20 protein-coding genes and 1 riboswitch are annotated in these 20,046 nt (G+C 67.2%); of the genes, 12 read left to right on the top strand and 8 right to left on the bottom strand.

Annotated elements, in window-relative coordinates:
- The first annotated feature begins 6 nt into the window (after positions 1-6).
- The 3 genes from AL3_RS02970 (at position 7) to AL3_RS02960 (ending at position 2,886) form a co-directional block, all read left to right on the top strand.
- Complete coding sequence (locus AL3_RS02970; protein WP_066296378.1) at positions 7-1,242, top strand: nitrate/nitrite transporter; 1,236 nt, start codon at positions 7-9, stop codon at positions 1,240-1,242.
- 38 nt (positions 1,243-1,280) lie between these two features.
- On the top strand, positions 1,281-2,006 hold the full coding sequence (locus AL3_RS02965) for a histidine phosphatase family protein (RefSeq protein ID WP_066296376.1): 726 nt from the start codon (positions 1,281-1,283) through the stop codon (positions 2,004-2,006).
- A gap of 115 nt (positions 2,007-2,121) precedes the next feature.
- Positions 2,122-2,886: a CPBP family intramembrane glutamic endopeptidase gene (locus AL3_RS02960; protein WP_083521382.1), complete on the top strand. Its 765-nt coding sequence runs from the start codon at positions 2,122-2,124 to the stop codon at positions 2,884-2,886.
- Between the two features lie 16 nt (positions 2,887-2,902).
- On the opposite strand, the gene AL3_RS02955 is transcribed toward AL3_RS02960, so the two are convergent.
- Positions 2,903-3,457 carry a helix-turn-helix domain-containing protein gene (locus tag AL3_RS02955; protein WP_066296375.1) on the bottom strand — a complete coding sequence of 185 codons (555 nt, stop codon included), beginning with the start codon at positions 3,455-3,457 and terminating at the stop codon, positions 2,903-2,905.
- A gap of 66 nt (positions 3,458-3,523) precedes the next feature.
- Between AL3_RS02955 and AL3_RS02950 the strand changes: the two genes are divergently transcribed.
- From AL3_RS02950 to AL3_RS02930, 5 genes are all read left to right on the top strand, one after another.
- Entirely contained in the window at positions 3,524-4,207 is a 684-nt protein-coding gene (locus AL3_RS02950; RefSeq protein WP_151723885.1) for an AzlC family ABC transporter permease, read from the top strand.
- On the top strand, positions 4,194-4,508 hold the full coding sequence (locus AL3_RS02945; RefSeq protein WP_066296373.1) for an AzlD domain-containing protein: 315 nt from the start codon (positions 4,194-4,196) through the stop codon (positions 4,506-4,508). Before AL3_RS02950 ends, AL3_RS02945 begins: the two co-directional genes overlap by 14 nt.
- A 147-nt stretch (positions 4,509-4,655) precedes the next feature.
- Positions 4,656-5,867, top strand: coding sequence for a thiolase family protein (locus tag AL3_RS02940; protein ID WP_066296372.1), 1,212 nt, complete (start codon positions 4,656-4,658; stop codon positions 5,865-5,867).
- A complete protein-coding gene (locus AL3_RS02935) occupies positions 5,867-6,622 on the top strand; it encodes an enoyl-CoA hydratase/isomerase family protein (protein ID WP_066296369.1) in 756 nt (251 codons plus the stop codon). Before AL3_RS02940 ends, AL3_RS02935 begins: the two co-directional genes overlap by 1 nt.
- Positions 6,619-7,467 (top strand): 3-hydroxyacyl-CoA dehydrogenase family protein, encoded by an 849-nt coding sequence (locus AL3_RS02930; RefSeq protein ID WP_066296367.1) that lies wholly within the window; start codon positions 6,619-6,621, stop codon positions 7,465-7,467. The genes AL3_RS02935 and AL3_RS02930 overlap by 4 nt, the downstream gene beginning before the upstream one ends.
- A 22-nt stretch (positions 7,468-7,489) precedes the next feature.
- On the opposite strand, the gene AL3_RS02925 is transcribed toward AL3_RS02930, so the two are convergent.
- Positions 7,490-8,086, bottom strand: coding sequence for a hypothetical protein (locus AL3_RS02925; protein WP_066297048.1), 597 nt, complete (start codon positions 8,084-8,086; stop codon positions 7,490-7,492).
- A 98-nt stretch (positions 8,087-8,184) separates the two neighbouring features.
- Between AL3_RS02925 and AL3_RS02920 the strand changes: the two genes are divergently transcribed.
- Positions 8,185-8,922 (top strand): tyrosine-protein phosphatase, encoded by a 738-nt coding sequence (locus tag AL3_RS02920; protein ID WP_151723886.1) that lies wholly within the window; start codon positions 8,185-8,187, stop codon positions 8,920-8,922.
- A 5-nt stretch (positions 8,923-8,927) separates the two neighbouring features.
- On the opposite strand, the gene AL3_RS02915 is transcribed toward AL3_RS02920, so the two are convergent.
- On the bottom strand, positions 8,928-9,311 hold the full coding sequence (locus tag AL3_RS02915; protein WP_066296362.1) for a hypothetical protein: 384 nt from the start codon (positions 9,309-9,311) through the stop codon (positions 8,928-8,930).
- Positions 9,312-9,328: 17 nt separating this feature from the next.
- Positions 9,329-9,466: riboswitch (SAM riboswitch) on the bottom strand.
- A gap of 130 nt (positions 9,467-9,596) precedes the next feature.
- Between AL3_RS02915 and AL3_RS02910 the strand changes: the two genes are divergently transcribed.
- Positions 9,597-10,643: an NAD(P)-dependent alcohol dehydrogenase gene (locus AL3_RS02910; RefSeq protein WP_066296360.1), complete on the top strand. Its 1,047-nt coding sequence runs from the start codon at positions 9,597-9,599 to the stop codon at positions 10,641-10,643.
- 131 nt (positions 10,644-10,774) lie between these two features.
- On the opposite strand, the gene AL3_RS02905 is transcribed toward AL3_RS02910, so the two are convergent.
- Complete coding sequence (locus AL3_RS02905; protein ID WP_066296357.1) at positions 10,775-11,773, bottom strand: SGNH/GDSL hydrolase family protein; 999 nt, start codon at positions 11,771-11,773, stop codon at positions 10,775-10,777.
- Between the two features lie 264 nt (positions 11,774-12,037).
- On the opposite strand from AL3_RS02905, the gene paaZ reads away from it, so the two are divergent.
- Positions 12,038-14,131, top strand: a complete 2,094-nt coding sequence (gene paaZ, locus AL3_RS02900; protein ID WP_066296356.1) for a phenylacetic acid degradation bifunctional protein PaaZ — start codon at positions 12,038-12,040, stop codon at positions 14,129-14,131.
- A 104-nt stretch (positions 14,132-14,235) separates the two neighbouring features.
- Here the strand turns inward: paaZ and AL3_RS02895 are convergent, their stop codons facing one another.
- The 3 genes from AL3_RS02895 to AL3_RS02885 form a co-directional block, all read right to left on the bottom strand.
- Positions 14,236-14,871: a TetR/AcrR family transcriptional regulator gene (locus AL3_RS02895; protein ID WP_066297046.1), complete on the bottom strand. Its 636-nt coding sequence runs from the start codon at positions 14,869-14,871 to the stop codon at positions 14,236-14,238.
- 60 nt (positions 14,872-14,931) lie between these two features.
- A complete protein-coding gene (gene paaK, locus AL3_RS02890) occupies positions 14,932-16,275 on the bottom strand; it encodes a phenylacetate--CoA ligase PaaK (protein ID WP_066296348.1) in 1,344 nt (447 codons plus the stop codon).
- 126 nt (positions 16,276-16,401) lie between these two features.
- Positions 16,402-16,878 (bottom strand): hotdog fold thioesterase, encoded by a 477-nt coding sequence (locus AL3_RS02885; protein WP_066296346.1) that lies wholly within the window; start codon positions 16,876-16,878, stop codon positions 16,402-16,404.
- A 140-nt stretch (positions 16,879-17,018) separates the two neighbouring features.
- On the opposite strand from AL3_RS02885, the gene AL3_RS02880 reads away from it, so the two are divergent.
- A complete protein-coding gene (locus AL3_RS02880; RefSeq protein WP_246168403.1) occupies positions 17,019-17,807 on the top strand; it encodes a VTT domain-containing protein in 789 nt (262 codons plus the stop codon).
- A 36-nt stretch (positions 17,808-17,843) separates the two neighbouring features.
- On the opposite strand, the gene AL3_RS02875 is transcribed toward AL3_RS02880, so the two are convergent.
- Positions 17,844-20,027, bottom strand: coding sequence for a S9 family peptidase (locus AL3_RS02875; RefSeq protein ID WP_066296343.1), 2,184 nt, complete (start codon positions 20,025-20,027; stop codon positions 17,844-17,846).
- Positions 20,028-20,046: the final 19 nt, after the last annotated feature.

Raw genomic sequence — 20,046 nt, 5'->3', positions numbered from 1 at the left:
AAAGCCATGGCAGCCTCATCCGCTCCTTCCGCGGCACCGGATCTGAAGTCCGGGCAACTCCGGAACCTCATCACCGCCACGGTGGCCTCGACCATCGGATTCTGGGCCTGGACCATCATCGGTCCGCTCTCTGCCCGCTATACGCAGTCCATGGACCTGAGTCCCACCCAGGCATCCGTCCTGGTGGCGATGCCCATCCTCGTGGGGTCCATCGCCCGGATTCCGGTTGGCGCCTGGACGGACCGCTACGGCGGCCGGCGGATGTTCACCATCGTCCTGGGGACAACGGCTCCGCTGGTCCTGCTCACCGCCGTGGCCGGGGAGACAGGCAGCTACGCCCTCATCGTCGTCGTCGCTTTTTTCCTGGGCATCGCCGGTACGGTCTTCGCGATCGGCATTCCGTTCTGCTCGGCCTGGTACGACCGCACCCGCAAAGGCTTCGCCACCGGTGTCTTCGGTGCCGGGATGGTGGGCACCGCGGTTTCCGCGTTCTTCACTCCGCGGCTGGTCAGCGGTGTGGGGTACTTCAACACCCACCTCATCATCGCCTGCATCGTGGCAGCCATGGCCGTGGTGAGCTGGCTGGTGCTGCGCGAATCCCCGGCGTGGAGCCGGCCGACGGAACCGACGCTGCCGAAGATCCGGCACGCCTTCACCCTCAAGGTGACCTGGCAGCTCTGCTTCCTCTACGGCATCGTGTTCGGCGCGTTTGTGGCCTTCTCCAACTATTTGCCGACGTATCTGGGCAACGTCTATGACTATGATGCGACGGCGGCCGGCACCCGCACCGCCGGATTCGCCGTCGCCGCGGTGATCGCCCGGCCGATTGGCGGCACCATCGCCGACAAGGTGGGGCCGAAGATCGTTACGCTCACCTCCTTCGCAGGAACCGTGGTGCTGGCCATGGTGGTGGCCTTCCAGCCCAGCCAGGAACGGGTTTACGGGACGGCCTTCCTGCTGATGGCCCTGTTCCTCGGACTTGGAACCGGCGGGGTGTTCGCCTGGGTGGGACGCGCCGCTCCGGTCCGGGACGTGGGGACTGTGGGCGGCATCATCGCCGCCGCGGGTGGCCTGGGCGGTTACTTTCCGCCGCTGGTCATGGGGGCAACCTACGACGCCGAGAATTCCAGTTACTTCGTGGGCCTCACCTTGCTGGCCGTCTTCGCGGCCCTTGGCCTGCTGCTGACCTTCACGGTCCGCAACGGCGGAAAAACCGATGAGCGGGTCCGTGCCGGAACCTAGCCCTTGGCCCAGCCGGGGCCGGGAGTAGGGGCGGGCGAATGGGTGCAACAGAGCTGATCCTCCTCCGGCACGGTGAAAGCGCGGGCAACGTTGCTGCCACCCATGCGCAGCTCACTGGGGCGGAGGTCATCGACGTCGGCCTGCGGGACGCGGAGGTGCCGCTCAGTGAGGCGGGGACGCAGCAGGCCCGGGCGCTGGGGGTGTGGCTGGCCGGACTGCCTGAGCGGGAGCGGCCGGAATCCGTCTGGTGCTCGCCCTATCTTCGCGCCCGGCAGACCGCGGATCTGGCCGGGCTGGCGCCGTACCGGATCGATGAACGCCTGCGCGACCGGGAGCTCGGAATCCTTGACCTGCTCACATCCGCCGGTGTGGCCGCCCGTTATCCCGTCGAAGCGCAGCGGAAGCAGTGGCTGGGCAAATTTGCCTACCGGCCGCCCGGCGGAGAGTCCTGGGCGGACGTTGCGCTGCGGCTGCGCTCGCTGCTGCGGGACCTGGACGACGCCGAGGACGGGCGGCGGGTGGCAGTGATCTGCCACGATGCCGTGATCCTGCTGATGCGCTATGTCTGTGAGGGTCTGCTGGAAGCGGAGCTGCTGGACATCGCTGCCACAAGCAGCATCCGGAACGGATCCGTGACCCGGCTGGTCCGGCCAACCGGCACCGGAACCTGGGAAGCGGCGGTGTTCAACGTGGTCGACCACCTGGCCGGAGCGGGCGCACCGGTCACCGAACACGCAGGAGATGACGATATCCACCAGCGCTGAGCTGATCACCCCGGCGCTGCTGTGTGCGCCGTAGCGCTTCCGGACTGTGGCGCCGTCGGGCTCCCGGATCCGGCGGGGTGATGCCTGCCGGGACCCGGGCCGATACTGTGGATTGATGGCAACCCCTGACTTCCCGGCCCGGCCCGCAGATCGACGCCGGGCGGTCCTGCAGGAACCCCCGCTGAGCTACCGGTTCACCCGGGCCGACGGCGCAGCGCTGGGCTACTACGTAGTGGCGCTGCTGCTGTTGACAGTGACGCCTGCGGCCCTGGCAGTCACCGCCGTCATCCCGGATCCAGTCCTGGCTTCCTATGCGGTGAACTTTACGTTCTATCTGGTGGGGGCGGTCCTGGCCTTTGCTGCCGCCCGCAGCTACGTGGTACGTGAGACCCGGATCCTCGCAACCCGGCCGTGGCTGACGTTGGGCGTCATCCCGTTGAGTGTGGTCGCCATGCTGGTGGCGACCATGATCCTGGTGCTGCTGACCGGTCCGCCGCAGACCGCCGTCAACCAGGAAGCTGCCCAGAGCCTGCTGGTTTCCGTGTCCCCGTGGCTGGTTGTTCCGTTGTTTGTGGTGCTGGCACCGTTTGTGGAGGAGTACATCTTCCGGCACCTGCTGATTGGCAAGCTGTCCCGGCGGTGGAATCTCTGGGTGTGCTGCCTGCTCTCGCTCCTGCTGTTCTCCGGCATCCATGTGGTGGGGGAGGCCGAGTTTTCCCTGCCCGTCCTGGTGCCGTACCTGGCGATGGGAGCGGTGCTGGTGGGCGTCTACGTCTGGGCGGGGAACAACTTCATGCTCTCCTACGCCGTGCATGCCGCCAAGAACCTGCTCGCCGTGGTGATTACGTACGCTGTGCCGGTGGAACTGCTGCAGCAGTAGCGCGCCGCGCAGACTCTCAGCGCAGTTCGGACACGATGATCGCTGTTGTTCCGGGTTCCCTGGCGGCAAAGACATGCGGTGCATCGCCGCGGTACGCCAGGTAGTCCCCGGGCTGCAGCAGGACGGCGTCCGTTTCGGGGCCGACGTCGGCGGATCCGGTCATAAGGACCACGTGCTCGATGGTGCCTGGCTGGTGGGGGGCGGACCGCCGTGCCTCGCCGGGCTCGGCCTTCACCAGGTAGAGGTCCCGCCGTGCCCCGGGCGGGCAGGCGGAGAGAAGCGACGCGTTGTAGCTGGCCTCTGCAGCGGGAACCTCCTGGCCTGCCTGGGCCCTGACCAGGGTTGGCCCGGCGGTGCCGGGATCCACCAGCGCCGAGAACGGAAGCCCGAGTGCATCGCTGAGGGCCCAGAGCGTCTCAACCGTGGGGTTGCCCGCTCCCGATTCGAGCTGTGACAGGTTCCCCTTCGAGACACCCGCCCGCCGGGCCAGCTCGGCGGCGCTCCAGCCCAGGCGGAACCGTTCCCTGCGGACTGCTTCACCGATGCGCTGTCGAAGTTCGGGATCTGCCATTCGTTCACTATACGAAACTATGGGCAGGAGTTGACGAACCCAAAGCATGCGTTCAATATATCGAACATGAGTTCATTCAAGACAAGCCCTTCGGTACGGAACCGCCTGGAGATGGGGTCGATCGCGGCGGCGGTGCTGCTCGTCGGCGTCTCCTATGGGGCGCTCGCGGTCCAGGCGGGCTTTCCTCCCTGGCTGACCATTGCCCTTGCGGTCACCGTCCTGGCTGCCTCCGCCGAACTGCTGTTCGTGGGTGGCCTCCTCACCGAGGCCTCACCCCTGGTTGCTGCCTTGGGGGCACTGCTGGTCAACCTGCGCAACGGCGTGTACGGGCTGGCTGCCTCCCGGTACCTCGGGAAGGGATGGATGCGCCTGGCGGGTGCCCATCTGGTTAATGATGAGACGGTCGCCTACGCCTCGCGGGCGGACGGTCCGGCAGCACAGCGGAGGGCCTTCTGGGGGTTGGGTGGGGCGGTCCTGTGCGCCTGGCCGCTGGGGGCCGGGCTGGGCACGGTTCTTGGGCATGTGGTCGCAGACCCGGCCACGCTTGGACTGGATGCTGTTTTTCCCACCGTCCTGCTGGTCATGCTGCTGGGGAAGCTGCGGGACCGGCGGACGGCACTGACCGTGGCCGGCGGAGCGGTGATCGCCGTCGCGGCGGCCCCGCTGGTCCCCGGCGGAGTGGCGCCCATGCTGGGACTGGCAGCACTGGTCCTGATGCTTCCCGTCCGGGGGTGGCATGGTGGACGCTGAGCTGCTGGTGGCCTGCGCGGTGCTGGCCGGCGCGACCTACCTGGTGCGGTTGGCCGGGGTGACCCTGGGGCAGCAGGACAGCTTTCCGGAGCCTGCGGACCGGACGGTTGACGCAGCCATCGCCGTGGTGCTGGCCGCGGTGGCCGCCACCTCAACGCTGTACGACGGCCAGCAGCTGGCTGACTGGCCAAGGGCGGCAGGGGTGCTCGCCGGGGCGGCTGCCGCTGTGCTCCGGCTGCCGTTGATTGTGGTTCTCCTGGCAGCGGGAGGCACCGCGGGAGTGCTGCGGCTGCTCAGCTGAGGCAGAAACCGCCGACCTCCTGCCGGCGTCATTTGTTTGACCGCTCCGCCGGGTTCTGCGATTGTTTATAGAACGATTGGTCGGTAAATCCGGCGGACTGGTGGGCAGCGACGCCCGCCGGCGCAGACGCAAACACTTGGGAGTGACATGGCTGAGGCTTTTCTCGTAGGCGGAGTACGGACCCCTGTGGGCCGCTACGGAGGTGCGCTCTCCAGCGTCCGGCCCGACGACCTCGCTGCGCTGACACTGCGCGAACTCGTGGCGCGCGAAGGCCTGGACCCCGCCGTCGTCGACGAAGTCATCCTGGGCAACGCCAACGGCGCCGGTGAAGAAAACCGCAACGTCGCCCGCATGGCCGCGCTGCTGGCAGGGTTCCCGGAAACCGTCCCGGGCATCACCGTGAACCGGCTCTGCGCCTCGGGCCTTTCCGCGATCATCATGGCCTCACACATGATCAAGGCGGGCGCCGCGGACATCGTGATCGCCGGTGGCACCGAGTCGATGAGCCGCGCCCCCTGGGTCACCGAGAAGCCGACCAAGGCCTTCGCCAAGCCCGGCGACACCTTTGACACCTCGATCGGCTGGCGCTTCGCCAACGAACGCTTCGCCTCCGGAGACCTCTCCCGCGACGGCAAAATGACGTACTCCATGCCGGAAACCGCGGAGGAACTGGCGGCCACGGACAGCATCTCCCGCGAAGACGCGGATGCCTTTGCCGTCCGCTCGCACGAGAAAGCCCTGGCTGCCATCGCCGCCGGCCGGTTCAAGGACGAAATCGTTCCCGTCACCATCAAGGGACGCAAGGGCGACACCGTCGTGGACACCGATGAAGGCCCCCGCGAAGGCACCTCCATGGAGGTTCTTGGCAAGCTCCGCCCGGTGGTCAAGCCCGGCGGTATTGTCACCGCAGGCAACGCCAGCTCGCTGAACGATGGCGCCTCCGCGATTATCATCGCCTCCGAGCGCGCCATCAAGGAATACGGTCTCACCGCCCGTGCCCGGATTGTCGACGGCGCCTCCGCCGGAGTACCGCCGGAAATCATGGGCATCGGCCCGGTTCCGGCCACCCGGAAGGTCCTGGAACGCAGCGGCGTCCGCCTGGATGAGGTTGGCGCCGTCGAACTCAATGAAGCCTTCGCCACCCAGTCGCTGGCCTGCATCCGCCGCCTCGGCCTGGATGAGGGCATTGTGAACAACGACGGCGGCGCGATCGCCCTGGGCCACCCGCTCGGATCCTCCGGCTCCCGCATCGCGATCACCCTGCTGGGCCGGATGGAACGCGAAGGTGCGTCCCGCGGCATTGCCACCATGTGTGTCGGCGTTGGCCAGGGCACCGCGCTGCTGCTCGAGGCACTCTAGTGGCTGACTTCGCTGGTTTCACTACGCTGCAGGTCACTGTTGGCGAAGACCGGGTCTCCGCTGTCCTGAACCGGCCCGAGGTCCGCAACGCCATTGACCAGGCCATGGTGGATGAGCTGCACGAACTCTGCACCGCACTGGAACACGATCCGAAGATCCTGATCCTTTCCGGCACCAACGGTGTTTTCGCCTCCGGTGCGGACATCGCCCAGCTGCGTGAACGCCGCCGCGAAGATGCCCTGCGCGGTATCAACTCCAGTATCTTCGCCCGGATCGCCAAGCTGCCCATGCCCGTGATCGCGGCACTGGACGGCTATGCGCTGGGCGGGGGAGCAGAGCTGGCCTTCGCCGCCGACTTCCGCATCGCGACGCCGACCGTCAAAATCGGCAACCCGGAAACCTCCCTCGGCATTATGGCCGCAGCAGGCGCCACCTGGCGGCTGAAGGAACTGGTGGGGGAACCGCTGGCCAAGGAAATCCTGCTGGCAGGACGGGTCCTGAACGCCGAGGAAGCACTGGCAGCCCGCCTGGTCACCGAAGTCCACGACGCAGAGAACCTGCTGGACGCTGCCAACGCCCTGGCCGACCGGATCGCCAAACAGGACCCCCTGGCCGTGCGGATCACCAAGTCCGTCTTCCACGCACCGGCCGAGGCTCACCCGGTGATCGACACCCTCGCCCAGGGCATCCTCTTCGAATCCGAGGCGAAGTTCGACCGTATGCAGGCATTCCTGGAAAGGAAGAAAAAGAAATGACAGTTCCTCCCAAAGTCGGCGTCCTCGGCGGCGGCCGGATGGGTGCAGGCATTGCGCACGCGTTCTGCGCAGCCGGCGCCGCCGTCGTCGTGGTTGAACGCGACGACGCCGCCGCCCAGGCGGCCTATGAGCGCGTTGCCGGCAACCTGGCCAAGAGTGTCGAGCGCGGCACCACGTCCGAGCCGCTGGTGGCACTGACGGCGCGGCTGAGTGTGTCCACCGAGTATGCAGACTTCGCCGGCTCCGGCCTGGTGGTCGAAGCGGTGCCGGAAGACTTCAGCCTGAAGGCGACGGCGCTGGTGGCGGTCGAGGAACAGCTGGACCACGATGCGTGGCTGGCGTCCAACACATCCTCGCTCTCGGTCTCCGAGCTGGCGGAAAAGCTGCAGCGTCCCGAGAGGTTCTGCGGGCTGCACTTCTTCAATCCGGTTCCGGCGTCGACCCTGATCGAAGTGGTGCTCGGCAAGCGGACGTCCGGGGAGCTGGCCGCTGAAGCCCGCACCTGGGTTGCCGATCTCGGCAAAACCCCCGTCGTCGTCAACGATGCTCCCGGTTTCGCCAGCTCGCGGCTGGGCGTGGCGATTGCCCTCGAAGCCATGCGGATGGTCGAAGAAGGGGTGGCGTCCGCTGAGGATATCGACGCCGCCATGGTCCTGGGCTACAAACACCCGACCGGCCCGCTGAAGACCACGGACATTGTGGGACTGGACGTCCGGCTCGGCATCGCCGAGTATCTGGCCTCCACCCTCGGCCCGCGCTTCGAGCCGCCGCAGATCCTGCGGGACAAGGTGGCCCGCGGCGAGCTCGGACGCAAGACCGGCAAGGGCTTTTTCGACTGGAGCTGACTGCACATCGCAGCTTCCTCCCTCACCCTGCGGGAGGGAGCTGCGTCCCGGCGGGTGGGGGCCGCCCGGCTTCAAGGCCGGCGGCCCACCCCGGGGCCCTGCCACCGCCGGGAGGCCGGAGGGCCGCGGCGTCGAGCCCCGAGGTTTGCAGCAGCCAGGAGATGAGGGAGTTGGAGTTCCACATGTCGCCGCCGTGCACTTTGGCACCCCAGACCAGACGCGGCACCTCGGCCACCCGGGTGATGAGGTCCCCGGCGCAGGCTGATGTAACCCGAAAGTCCACGGGCGGTGCCGCGGCATAGGCGAGGTCGGGGATTTCCCCGCTCCGCCAGCAGCGGACCTCGTAACGGAACAGCCTGAGCGCGCCAAGACTTCGCAGCCCGACGGGGCCGGTTGCCACGACTCCGCGCGGCCCGGAACCTTGTCCCCACGCCGGTGTCATTTCGATGGCATAGCGGGACCCATCAGTGGTGACCTCCAGCGCTGAGTGGAAAAGCTGCTGAGGCGGGCGTTTTTCCCGCACCGCACGCCACCGCTCCCACCAACAGCTGGTACGCGTCACCACGTGGCCTCCCGCCCCCACCGGCAGCCACCACAACCGCACCAGTGCCTGGCTCATTTCCTGACACCTTTCAGCCGGGTCACCGCCCATCATTGCCTGGCTGCCTCAACCGCACCAGTTTCGGCGGCGAATCCGGCAGCGCCTACGCTGGAGCCATGGACGCTGCCAGCAACCGGACTGTGGCCTGGGAAGGCGCCGTCAACGCCCGGGACCTCGGGGGCATCCCCGTGGCCGGAGGCCGCAGTATCCTGCCGGGCAGGGTCTTCCGGATGGGGCGCTCCGAGTGGCTCACCGGGCGGGGCTGGCAACAGGCATACGACGCCGGTGTCCGCACCGTCGTGGACCTGCGCAACGACTCCGAAATCGGGCGTAGGGACACCGACCCGGTGCTGCCGCCGTCGGCCATCCAGGGAATCGCCGTCCTGAACCGGCCCACCCAGGAAAGCGCCGATCCGGAGTTCACCGCACTCACCGGGCCGTACATGAATTCCCCGCGCTTTTATCCTGCGAACCTTGCACGGTGGCCGGAGAAATTCGCAGCGGTCTCCCGGACCATCGCGGACGCCCCGCCCGGCGGGGTTGTCATTCACTGTTCCGCCGGGCGGGACCGCACGGGCCTGGTCGCCCTGCTCCTGCTGCAGCTCGCCGGCGCAGCACCGGAAGCCGCCGCGGCGGATTATGCGGCTGCAGCCGCCGGAATCAATGAATGGCACCGGCGCCAAACGCAGCCGCGGGAGCGCCCCCTGAACGAGAATGAACTCGCGCAACGGATCGCAGCCGCACAGCAGGAACTGCTGGCCGTGGCGGAGAACCTGGACGCCCGGAATTTCCTGCTCCGGGCCGGAGCGGACAGCCTGACGCTGGACCGGCTTCGGGCCCGGCTGCTGGAGTGAAGCCGCTACTGCGGAAGCGGGAGCCTGGCCTCAGTCGGGTTCTCCCGGCATTGGGCCAGCCGTTCCGTAGCGGCTAAGGGGAAAAAAGAGCTGCCCGCGGGACTGCTGAAGCCGCCGGGGACCAGCAGCGTTGAGTGCGCCGGGCACCACTGGGCGGTGTCGACGGCGGAAGCCAGGGCCAGTGCCACCCGTGCCGTGTCCTGGTGCCACATCAGCTGCTGGGTGCCGTCAATGACCAGCGCAATAACGTCAAGTCCGGGGTCGGCATGGACTTCCACATCGACCCAGTCGTCGTATTCGGCCAGAGCGGCGGCCGGCAGGGACGGAAGGACCCGGGACGGGCGAGAGGAAGCGATGCTGCGGATGGGGGAGTCACTGGAGTAGGTCACAGTGTTTGTCCTTCGGGGAGTTGTCCTTGTCCGCACCGGTTGGCGCAGACCGCTTCGTCATCCGAACCACCCGCCGAACAATGGGGTTGGTGTGAGGCCAGTCGGAGCTGTTCCTTGCCCGGCGGTGCCGAACGCGGAGGCCGCATCTCGTGAAGTACTGCAAACAGTAGCGCACCCGGCCCCTGTGGCGGAACCCCCGCTCCCGCCGGGCAAAGTAGATGTAAAGGCATATATGGTGGAGGAGGCGGGTAAACTCCGCCGCACCGATTCAAAGAAGAAGGCATTATGCGTGCAGTTGTATTTGAGAAGTGGCAGACCTTCCCGTCCCTGACGGAGGTCGAAAAGCCGAAGCCGGGCCCCGGCGAGGTCCTGCTGAAGGTGGCGGGCGCCGGTGCCTGCCATTCCGACGTCGCACTCTACAAGGACTTCGCGGAAGGCTCGCCGGGCTCGATCCCTCCCGCCTTCGTCCTGGGCCATGAGAACTCCGGCTGGATCGAAGAGCTCGGCGAAGGCGTCAGCGGTGTGGAGATCGGCGGCGCGTACCTGGTCTACGGGCCGGTAGGCTGCGGGCACTGCAAGGCCTGCTCCCGCGGACAGGACACCTACTGCGAGAATGCCGCCGAGATGCCCTACCTGGGCATGGGGCTGGGCCGCGACGGCGGTATGGCCGAATACCTGGTGGTTCCGGTCCGGAACCTGGTCCCGCTGGGCGACGCCGATCCCGTCGCCGCGGCGCCGCTTTCCGACGCGGCCCTGACGCCGTACCACGCCATCAAGAACTCCCTGCCGAACCTGGCCGGAGGCGGCAAATTCGCCCTGGTGATCGGCCTTGGCGGGCTGGGCCAGATGGCCGTGCAGATCCTGAAGGCGCTCACCGGCGCCACGGTGATTGCCACCGATATGAAGGAAGAGGCCATGCAGAAGGCCGAAGCTGCCGGCGCCATCGTGGTTCCCGGCGGCGAAGGCCAGGTGGAACGCATCCGGGAGATCACCGGCGGCCGCGGCGTAGATGCTGCGTTCGACTTCGTCGGGGTGGGGCCGACCATCAAGACAGCAGCCGCTTCGATGGCCCCGCAGTCCCGGTTTACCGTGGTTGGCATCGCCGGCGGAGCGTACGAGTGGAGCTTCTTCACCACCCCGTACGAATCCACCATGACCAACACCTACTGGGGCACCATCGAGGACCTGCACGAAGTGGTCGCCATGTACCGCGCCGGTCAGATCAAGCCGGAAGTTGAGCTCTACAGCATGGACAACGCGCTGGAAGCGTACCGGAAGCTGGAGGCAGGCGAGCTCAGCGGGCGGGCCGTGGTTGTTCCGCACATGAAGTAACTGGTCCGCACACAAAGCAGCGGCGGATCACCCAGGACGACGGCGGTGCCCGCGTATGGCGGGCACCGCCGTCGTGCTTGGGGCCAGGCAGGCTGGGGACCGGGCAATCTTCGGTCAGGACGTGGCTGCCGTCAGCTCCTGCCGCGGCAGCCGCCGTGTGAAGGCAGCTCCACATCCGCTGTGACCGCGGCCAGATAGCCGTCGCTGTAGCCGGTGGCGTTCGGATGCAGGTCAAACGGCCCGCCCTCGAAGATGATCCACGGTTCGGCCGAGCCCACTCCGTGACCGGAAAACTCGTCCACCACGTCCACGAACGTCGACCCCCGGCCCAGCTGCGCGGCCAGGACCGCGTTGAGCTTATCCGTTCCTTCATTGAAGAGGGCCTGGGCCGGCGGGCTGAGCGGCCCGGGCGTGCCTTCCTCGAACAGGTGCGGATAGCCGGTCAGGACGATCTCCGCCCGGGGTGCCAGCGAACGCAGCCGGCCCAATGATTCCCGCAGCTGAGCGGCAAGCGTGGTTTCGGCGTAGGCCTGGGCGGCCTCAAGCGCCGGGGCGCAGGTGGGCGGCAGCTCCGGACCGGCGCAGGCCGCGACCACCGCGCCGAACCGGACATCATTACCGCCAATCGTCACCGTGAGAAGGTCGGTTCCGCGTCCGATCAGCCCGCCGGCCGCCAGCGCCTCGATCTGTTCCGGCAGATCAACCGGGCCCGCAGGGGGCCCTGGGGGAGTGCTGAGCGCCGTCGCACCGGCACAGGTCTGGTTGGACACCAGGGTGACGCCGTCGAGCCCGTCCAGCAGTGCCGGATATCCCTCCGCCGTCCGGCCGCAGGCATCGAACACGGTGCCGCCGCCGTATCCCGCAGCATAGGAATCGCCCAGCGCTGCGTAGTCGAAACTGCGGTCCCGCCCGTGGTGCCAGCCCCGGTGCTGGTTCTCCCGGCCGTGCTGCCACCCCTGATGTGTTCTCTCGCCGTGCCCGGTGGTGTGAGCGGTGTTGTGCCTCTGGCCCTGGGCGGTGCCGGGTCCTGCCGCCGAAGCCGGGGCAGCGGTCCCTCCGGCAATCAGTCCGCTTCCCACGGCCAGCAGCAATGCCGCCCGGCTCCAGCCACTCATCCGGTTCCGGCGCATCTCAGGACTCCTTCGTCAGGGGAACAGGGGGTCCAAGCTAGCGTCCGGGCGGGGCACGCGGAACACGAAGCCGCAGAAACCCCACCCGGCAGGAGAAAACGGAGTTCGGGCAGGCCGCGGTGGTGTGCTCCAGCGCACTCTCATGTAGGCTGGATTGATTACCGACCGTCCGGTCAGTTATCCGCGCACTCCACCGGAACACCACGCGCTGATCCGCCCCCGGGCCGGACAACGAACGTCCAGAATCGAAAGGGTCCGTCAAAGATGACCTCAACCGCCATAGACGTGCAAGTCGTCCCCAGCTTCGTCCAGGACGAATGGTGGACCCCGGAACGCGGCAGCCTCGCCGCCGCCAACCCGGCCGAAGTCCGGGATGCCAGCACCGGCGAACTCCTGGCCCTGGTCAGCACCGACGGGCTGGACACCGCCGCCGCCGTCGAGCATGGGCGCACCGTAGGCCACCGCGGCCTGGCAGGCCTCACCTTCCACCAGCGGGCGCTGAAGCTGAAGGAACTGGCGCAGTACCTCAACGGCCGCCGGCCGGAACTGTACGAAATCTCCGCACGCTCCGGCGCCACCAAGATCGACTCGCTGGTGGACATCGACGGCGGTATCGGAGTGCTGTTCACCTTCGGGTCCAAGGGCCGCCGTGAACTGCCCAACGCCACCGTGGTCATTGACGGCACTGCCGAGGTCCTGTCCAAGGACGGCTCCTTCATCGGCGAGCACATCTACACGTCCATTCCCGGCGTCGCCGTGCAGATCAACGCCTTCAACTTCCCCGTCTGGGGCATGCTGGAGAAGTTCGCCCCGGCCTTCCTCGCCGGCGTCCCGACCATCGTCAAGCCCGCCACGCCCACCGGCTACCTCACCGAAGCCGCCGTGCGGATGATGATCGAATCCGGCATCCTGCCGGCCGGGTCGCTGCAGCTGATCTCCGGATCCGCCCGTGACCTGCTGGACCACCTGGACTACCGGGACATGGTCTCCTTCACCGGATCGGCGTCGACGGCCGCCAAACTGAAGAACCATCCCAACGTCATCGAGGGCGGCGTCCGCTTCACCAGTGAAACGGACTCCCTGAACGCCTCGATTCTGGGCCCCGACGCCGTTCCCGGCACCCCGGAATTCGATGCCTACGTGAAATCCCTCGTCACCGAAATGACGGTCAAGGCCGGCCAGAAGTGCACCAGCATCCGCCGCGCGATCGTCCCGAAGGCACTGGTGAACGACGTCGTTGCTGCCGCCGCCAAACGCATCGACGAGCGCGTTGTCCTGGGCGACCCGCGCGCCGAGGGCGTCACCATGGGTGCCCTGGCCTCCACCGAGCAGCGCGACGGCGTCCGGGAGTCGGTGCAGACCCTGCTCAACGCCGGTGCCGCCATCGCCTACGGCAGCCTCGACGCCCCGGAAACGGTGCACGCCGACGGCACCCGCGGCGTGGCCGAAAACGGTGCATTCATGGCCCCGGTCCTGCTGACCTGGGAAAACCCCGAGGCACAGGCCCTGCACTCCGTTGAGGCCTTCGGGCCCGTCGCCTCGGTGATCGGCTACGAGGACCCGCAGGACGCCGTCCGGCTGGCCGCTCGTGGCGGCGGCTCGCTGGTCGCCACGGTCTGCAGCAATGACCCGCAGACCGTCCGCGAACTGGTCACCGGCATCGCCGGCCACCACGGCCGCGTGCACGTGCTCAACCGCGAGGACGCCCGCAGCTCGACCGGCCACGGCTCACCCGTGCCGCACCTGGTCCACGGCGGCCCCGGGCGTGCCGGCGGCGGCGAGGAACTGGGCGGCATCCGTGCCGTCAAGCACCACATGCAGCGCACCGCCATCCAGGGTTCACCGAACATGCTGACCGCCGTCACCGGCGTCTGGCACACCGGAGCGGACCGGAACTTCGACGCGACCCACCCGTTCCGCAAGGACCTGGCCGCGCTGAAGATCGGCGACGCCATGGCCTCGGAACTGCGCGAGGTCACGCTCGAGGACATCACCGCCTTCGCGAACAGCACCGGTGACACCTTCTACGCCCACACCAACCAGGAAGCTGCCGAGGCGAACCCGTTTTTCCCGGGCATCGTGGCGCACGGCTACCTGCTGCTGTCCTGGGGTGCCGGGCTGTTCGTCGAACCCGCGCCGGGACCTGTGCTGGCCAACTACGGCTTGGAGAACCTGCGGTTCATCACTCCGGTGGCCGCGGGCGATTCCATCCGGGTCACCCTCACCGCCAAGCGCATCACCCCGCGGGAGACGGACGAGTACGGCGAGGTGGCGTGGGACGCCGTCCTGCACAACCAGAACGACGAGATCGTGGCGACCTACGACGTCCTGACCCTGGTGGAGAAGGAACGCGCCTAGTCCGCTGAGTGACACAGTAAAGCCCGCCTGGAAATCCAGGCGGGCTTTACTGTGTCACGGCACTCAACAGGTCCAGCGGGGAACGCGTCAGCAGACGGGAGAATTCAGGCCTTTTTGTGGAGGCCGTCGAACACCATGGAAATAACGTCATCGGCGAGTTTGTCCGCACCGATGGGCCCGCCGGGTTTGTACCACTCAACAATGGAGTTGATGGTGCCAAAGAGCAGCCGGGTGGTGGTGCGCGGGTCGATGTCCCCGCGCAGCGAACCCTCGGAACGGGCGGCGTCGACCAGCTGGGCCACCCGGTGGTCGAATTCGCGGCGCCGCGCCAGGGCATCCCGCTCAATCTCGGTATTGCCGCGCAGGCGCAGCAGCAGGGTCACGAACGGCAGGCGGTCGGTCAGGACCCGGATGGTTCCGCGCAGGACAAATTCCAGCCGGGCATCGGCGGGCCCGGTGGAGGCCCGGGGATCGTCCAGGACACCTTCCAGCCCGCCCAAGGCGTTCTCCAGGGCCAGGCGGAGCAGATCCCCCTTGGAAGGAACGTGGTGGTAGATGGCGGACTTCGTGATGCCCAGGTTCTCCGCCAGGATGCCCATGGATGTTGCCTCGTAGCCGTGGCGGTTAAAGACGTCGACGGCGATGTTCAGCACGGTCTGCTGGTCATAGCCCGGCCGGCCCCGGCGGGTGCCGTTGGCGGCAGCGGGCGGGGACGCAGGGGAGGTCGGAGTCTTAGGCATCTGGATATTTTCCCATGAACGTTCGGTTGGCCGGACCAGGCCGGCCAACCGAAAGCGGGGCTAGGCCTGGGTTTCCGTCTTTTTGCGGAGGTCGTAGATCCGGCGCAGCTTGCCGCTGGACCGGGCCAGGGAACCCGGCTCCACCACATTGATGGTGCAGGAGGACCCAACATGGATCTTGATCTGCGCCTTGAGTTCGGCTGCGGCGCGGACACAGTCCTCCGAACCGGACTCCGCCCGGCGCTCGATCTTGACCGTGAGCTCGTCCATACGGTCCGGGCGGGTGATTTCCAGCTGGAAATGCGGGCTCAGGGCGGGAATGCGCAGGGCGATTTCCTCGATCTGGCTGGGGAACAGGTTCACGCCGCGCAGGATGATCATGTCATCATTGCGGCCGGTGATCCGGCCCATCCGCCGCATGCCGGGACGGGCAGTGCCGGGCAGCAGGCGGGTGAGGTCGTGCGTGCGGTAGCGGATGATCGGCAGGGCTTCCTTGGTGAGCGAGGTGAAGACCAGCTCGCCGTGCTCCCCGTCCGCCAGGACCCGGGTGTCATCAAACGGATCGATGATCTCGGGGCGGAAGTGGTCCTCCCAGATGTGGGCGCCGTCCTTGGTCTCAACGCATTCACCGGCCACTCCCGGGCCCATAACCTCGGACAGGCCGTAGATGTCGCACGCGTCGATGTCCAGCAGGACCTCGAGTTCGTGGCGCATTTCCTCGGTCCAGGGTTCGGCACCCAGCACGGCGTTCTTCAGCGACGTTGAACGGGGGTCGATGCCGGCCTTCTTCATGGCATCGGCAATGGTCAGCAGGTAGGTCGGGGTGCAGAGGATGGTATCCGGCTCGAAGTCCTGGATCATCTGGATCTGCCGCTCGGTCTGGCCGCCGGACATGGGAATCACGGTGCAGCCCAGCTTCTCGGCACCGAAATGTGCGCCCAGTCCGCCGGTGAACAGTCCGTAGCCGTAAGCGTTGTGCACCTTGTAGCTGGACTTGACTCCGGAGGCGCGCAGGGAGCGGGCCACCAGCGTTCCCCAGCGGTCCAGGTCACCCTTGGTGTAGCCAACCACCGTCGGACGCCCGGTCGTGCCGGAGGACGCGTGGATCCGGGCCACCTGCTCCATGGGGACGGCGAACATACCGAAGGGGTAGCTCTGCCGCAGGTCTTCCTTGGTGGTGTACGGGAACTTGGCCAGGTCCGCGAGTTCCTTGAGATCGTCCGGGTGGACCCCGGCGTCGTCGAACTTCTTCGTGTACAGCGGAACCCGTTCATACGCATAGCGCACCGTTTCCTGCAGCCGGGTCAGCTGGAGGGCTTCGATTTCCGCCCGGCTCATCAGCTCCTCGGGATCGAGGGTGGCGGGGTCGGCTGCGGTGGCCTTGACAGTGGAAACGGTATTCATGCGCTGGAACCTTCGTGGGGAGGGGGTGGGGCTGATTCTGCAGGTTATGCGGCGGAAGGGGAAGTGTTCTGGTCTTTCGGCCTGCCGCGGCCGCGCCAGGCCGCCGGTCGGCAGCCCGGAGAGGGGCTAGGCCCGGCGGGCAGGATTCGGGATGGTGCGCGAGCGGCCGCGGAATTCCGCGATGACCCGGCTGCTGCCGTCCGGAGCCTCGGCCGTGACGGCGATGTCATAGACACCGCTGCGGCCGGCGCCTGCGCGGCGGGCGGCATCCGCCCGGAGCTTCTCGCCCGCCCGGGCCGACGAAATGAAGTTGATATCCGCGCCGGATGCCACCGTGATGGTGTCCATCTCAGCGGTGGATTGCGCGGTGGAAGGATTGCAGGCCAACGCGAAGGCCGTGTCTGCAAAGGCGAAGACCATACCGCCGTGGGCGATGGCGAAGCCGTTGAGCATCTCCGGCCTCAGCTCCATGGTGATGACGGCCTCGCCGTCGGCCAGCCGGACGACGTTGATGCCCAGCCACTCGGACGTGGCATCGTTTTCGAGGATGGGGTGGGCCGGACGCAGTTCGCGTGCCGGGGCGGTGACACCGTAGTCAGCCATGGGGCCCTCACTTTTCTTTACCGAATGTTCATTAGGTAATCCTGTGAGCGCTGTCACTGTCAAATTTGGCGCAGTGTGAGCGGGCTGTGTGACCCGGGAAATCCGGCGGTCTGCGGTGCTCCCAGACGGCTTGATGGGGCATGGCTTACCCTGTGAAAGTGATGTTTGCCAACGCGGCGCCGGGTGCGCTGCAGCCAGCCATGTCCTCGCTGCTGCCGGAATGGCTGGATCCGCAGGTCTTCCTCGCAGACCCGGCCATCGGACCCTGGGTGGTCCTGCTGGTCTGCGGGATCGTGTTTGTGGAAACGGGACTGCTGGTCGGGTTCTTCCTCCCGGGCGATTCCCTGCTTTTCACTGCCGGGCTCCTGGTGGCGACCGGCGCGATCCAGATAAACATCTGGCTGCTGATCCTGTTGATCGCCCTCTGCGCCTTTGCCGGTGACCAGCTTGGCTATTTCATCGGACGCAAGGCCGGGCCGGTGGTCTTCAACCGGCCGGACTCGCGCCTGTTCCGGCAGGAAAACGTCGCCCGCGCGGAATCATTCTTCGCCCGGCACGGCGGCAAGGCGGTGGTCCTGGCCCGGTTCATTCCGATCATCCGGACCTTCACTCCCGTGGTGGCCGGAGTCGGGCGGATGCACTACGCGACGTTCATCGCCTACAACGCCATCGGCGCCGGCGTCTGGGCACTGAGCGTTACCCTGCTCGGCTTCCTGCTCGGGGACCGGGTGCCCTTTGTCCGGGACAATCTCGACCTGATCTTCGTCGGCGTGGTGATCCTGACAGTGATTCCCATTGCCGTAGGCCTGCTGCGGCAGGGACGGCGGTCGGGCCGGTCCCGCCGGAGTCCGAAGCCGGGTCCCACACCGCCGGGGCAGCCCCGCCCGCAGCCGCGGCCGCCCGCACCGGAGGGGGGCAGCGCGGACTGAGAGTTCCGGTCCCCGCTGCCGCCGTCCGGAGGCGGACTAATTTCCGGCCGGAACCGGTGAACCGGCACTCGGCAGGAGCGCCCGCGCGCCCAGCGCATCCAGGACAAAGGCGTAGTCCCAGGCCCGGTCCTTCCACGCCTCGTAGCGTCCGGACGCTCCGCCGTGGCCGCCCTCCATTTCGATCTTCAGCACGATCGGCTCGGAGCCGGTGGTGACTTCGCGGAGTTTCGCGACCCATTTGGCCGGTTCGACGTACAGCACCCGGGTGTCGTTGAAACTGGTGACCGCCGCGATGCGCGGGTAGTCCACGGCCCGGATGTTCTCATACGGGGTGTATTCGCTCATGTAGCGGTACACCTCCGGATCGGTGATCGGGTTGCCCCATTCCTCCCATTCCAGTGCCGAAAGCGGCAGCTCCGGATCGAGGATTGAGGTCAGGGCGTCCACGAAGGGGACCTGCGCCACGATCGCCTTGTACTTCTCCGGGGCCAGGTTAGCGATGGCGCCCATCAGCAGGCCGCCGGCGGAACCGCCCATGGCCGCGATCCGGGCCGGGTCAACCCAGCCGGAGTCCGCAACATGTTCCGTGGCCGCAACGAAGTCGGTGAAGCTGTTCTTTTTGTGCAGTTTCTTGCCCTGGTCGTACCAGGCCCGCCCCATTTCACCGCCGCCGCGGATATGCGCGACGACGAAGATGACTCCGCGGTCCAGCAGCGACAGGCGGGCAATGTTAAAGGCCGGATCCATGGAGATTTCGTAGCTGCCGTAGGCATAAACCAGTGCCGGGTTGGAGCCGTCCCGGGCGGTCTCCGCGCGGCGCAGCACGGAGAGCGGAACCCTGGTGCCGTCCGGCGCCGTCGCCCAGTCCCGTTCCGCCACGTAGTCCGCCCGGTCATATCCGCCGCGGACCGGCGTTTCCTTGCGCAGCTCCAGTTCGCCGCTGGCCAGGACATAGTCGTAGACCCGGGGCGGGGTGAGGTAGGAGGTGTAGCTCAGCCGGATGATCGGGGAGTCGAATTCCGCGTTGGTCAGGCCCGCGGTGTACAGCTCTTCGTCAAAGGCCGGCTCGGTGGGGCTGGCCTGGGCGGGGGTGCCAAGACCTTCCATCGGCAGGATCTGCACCCGCTCGGTGGTGTCCTTGCGGACCGAAACGAGGACGTGCGTGCGGGTCACCGATGCCCCGTTGACCCGGACGGCGTCGTCGTGCGCCACCACCGTGTGCCAGTCCTGCTCGGCAAGCGGCTTGGCGAACTCGGTGCCGGCAACCAGGGAGACCATCGAGTTCAGCGCGTCCCGGTTGTGCGTGATGAGGTACTGGCGCACTCCGTCCCGGGTGAACGGCTCTGCCTCGTAGAGGATGCCTTCGCTGCGCGGGATGAGGGTATGGACGGTGCCGGTGGGATCGTCGAAGTCCAGCACCCGGTACTCGCTGTACTCAGAGGTGCTGATGCCGATCAGCAGCTGCTTCCGGTCGGCGGAGAGGTCGAATCCGGTCCACATGGCGACGTCGTCTTCCTGGTAAATCACGGCGTCGTCCTCCACCGGGGTGCCCAGGGTGTGGGCCTTGACCTGGTACGGGCGCCACGAGTCATCCACCACGGTGTAGAAAACCCGGGTGCCGTCGGGGGAGAAAGCCAGGGAGTAGAAAACGTTGCTGACCACGTCGGGCAGCAGTTCGCCGGTCCGCAGGTCCTTGATGCGGAGCGTGAACCGCTCGTCGCCGGCGTTGTCTTCGGAGTAGGCGAGGAGGTTACCGTCTTCCGTCACCGCCAGGCCACCGAGGGAGAAGAAGGGTTTGCCTTCGGCCTCGGCGTTGCCGTCGATCAGGACCTGTTCGCCGGGCACCGGGACTCCGGGCTCGACGACGGGCGGCGTCCAGTCAGCGTGCAGGTCCCCGGTGTCCTGTGCTGCGGTCCGGCAGTGGATCGCGTACTGCTGGCCCTCTTCGGTGCGGGTGTAGTACCACCAGCCGCGCTTGCGGGCAGGGACGGACAGATCGGTTTCCACGGTCCGCGCCTTGATTTCCTCGAAGATCTGCTGGCGCAGTTCTTCCTGGTCCTTGGTGACTGCCGCGGTATACGCGTTTTCGGCGTTGAGGTGCTCGACTACCTCGGGGTTTTCCTTCTCCCGCAGCCATTCGTAGTCGTCGATGAACGTATGGCCGTGGTGGATCCGCTCCGTGGGTACCTTCTTGGCGACGGGAGGCTGCGTTGTAGTCATCCTCCGAATATATCCAGCC

It is taken from the genome of Arthrobacter luteolus NBRC 107841 (assembly GCF_001552075.1).
Lineage (GTDB): Bacteria > Actinomycetota > Actinomycetes > Actinomycetales > Micrococcaceae > Arthrobacter_B > Arthrobacter_B luteolus.
The sequence above is the reverse complement of the archived record's forward strand: the minus strand, read 5'-3'. Positions and strand labels throughout refer to the sequence as shown.

Excerpts from the sequence above, each read along its gene's own strand:
- AL3_RS02910 (WP_066296360.1), top strand. The coding sequence starts at position 9,597 with ATGCGTGCAGTTGTATTTGAGAAGTGGCAGACCTTCCCGTCCCTGACG.
- AL3_RS02920 (WP_151723886.1), top strand. The coding sequence starts at position 8,185 with ATGGACGCTGCCAGCAACCGGACTGTGGCCTGGGAAGGCGCCGTCAAC.
- paaZ (WP_066296356.1), top strand. The coding sequence starts at position 12,038 with ATGACCTCAACCGCCATAGACGTGCAAGTCGTCCCCAGCTTCGTCCAG.
- paaK (WP_066296348.1), bottom strand. The coding sequence starts at position 16,275 with ATGAATACCGTTTCCACTGTCAAGGCCACCGCAGCCGACCCCGCCACC.
- AL3_RS02905 (WP_066296357.1), bottom strand. The coding sequence starts at position 11,773 with ATGCGCCGGAACCGGATGAGTGGCTGGAGCCGGGCGGCATTGCTGCTG.
- AL3_RS02945 (WP_066296373.1), top strand. The coding sequence starts at position 4,194 with ATGGTGGACGCTGAGCTGCTGGTGGCCTGCGCGGTGCTGGCCGGCGCG.
- AL3_RS02970 (WP_066296378.1), top strand. The coding sequence starts at position 7 with ATGGCAGCCTCATCCGCTCCTTCCGCGGCACCGGATCTGAAGTCCGGG.
- AL3_RS02955 (WP_066296375.1), bottom strand. The coding sequence starts at position 3,457 with ATGGCAGATCCCGAACTTCGACAGCGCATCGGTGAAGCAGTCCGCAGG.
- AL3_RS02875 (WP_066296343.1), bottom strand. The coding sequence starts at position 20,027 with ATGACTACAACGCAGCCTCCCGTCGCCAAGAAGGTACCCACGGAGCGG.
- AL3_RS02925 (WP_066297048.1), bottom strand. The coding sequence starts at position 8,086 with ATGAGCCAGGCACTGGTGCGGTTGTGGTGGCTGCCGGTGGGGGCGGGA.
- AL3_RS02885 (WP_066296346.1), bottom strand. The coding sequence starts at position 16,878 with ATGGCTGACTACGGTGTCACCGCCCCGGCACGCGAACTGCGTCCGGCC.
- AL3_RS02960 (WP_083521382.1), top strand. The coding sequence starts at position 2,122 with ATGGCAACCCCTGACTTCCCGGCCCGGCCCGCAGATCGACGCCGGGCG.
- AL3_RS02880 (WP_246168403.1), top strand. The coding sequence starts at position 17,019 with ATGGCTTACCCTGTGAAAGTGATGTTTGCCAACGCGGCGCCGGGTGCG.
- AL3_RS02950 (WP_151723885.1), top strand. The coding sequence starts at position 3,524 with ATGAGTTCATTCAAGACAAGCCCTTCGGTACGGAACCGCCTGGAGATG.
- AL3_RS02930 (WP_066296367.1), top strand. The coding sequence starts at position 6,619 with ATGACAGTTCCTCCCAAAGTCGGCGTCCTCGGCGGCGGCCGGATGGGT.
- AL3_RS02940 (WP_066296372.1), top strand. The coding sequence starts at position 4,656 with ATGGCTGAGGCTTTTCTCGTAGGCGGAGTACGGACCCCTGTGGGCCGC.
- AL3_RS02965 (WP_066296376.1), top strand. The coding sequence starts at position 1,281 with ATGGGTGCAACAGAGCTGATCCTCCTCCGGCACGGTGAAAGCGCGGGC.
- AL3_RS02895 (WP_066297046.1), bottom strand. The coding sequence starts at position 14,871 with ATGCCTAAGACTCCGACCTCCCCTGCGTCCCCGCCCGCTGCCGCCAAC.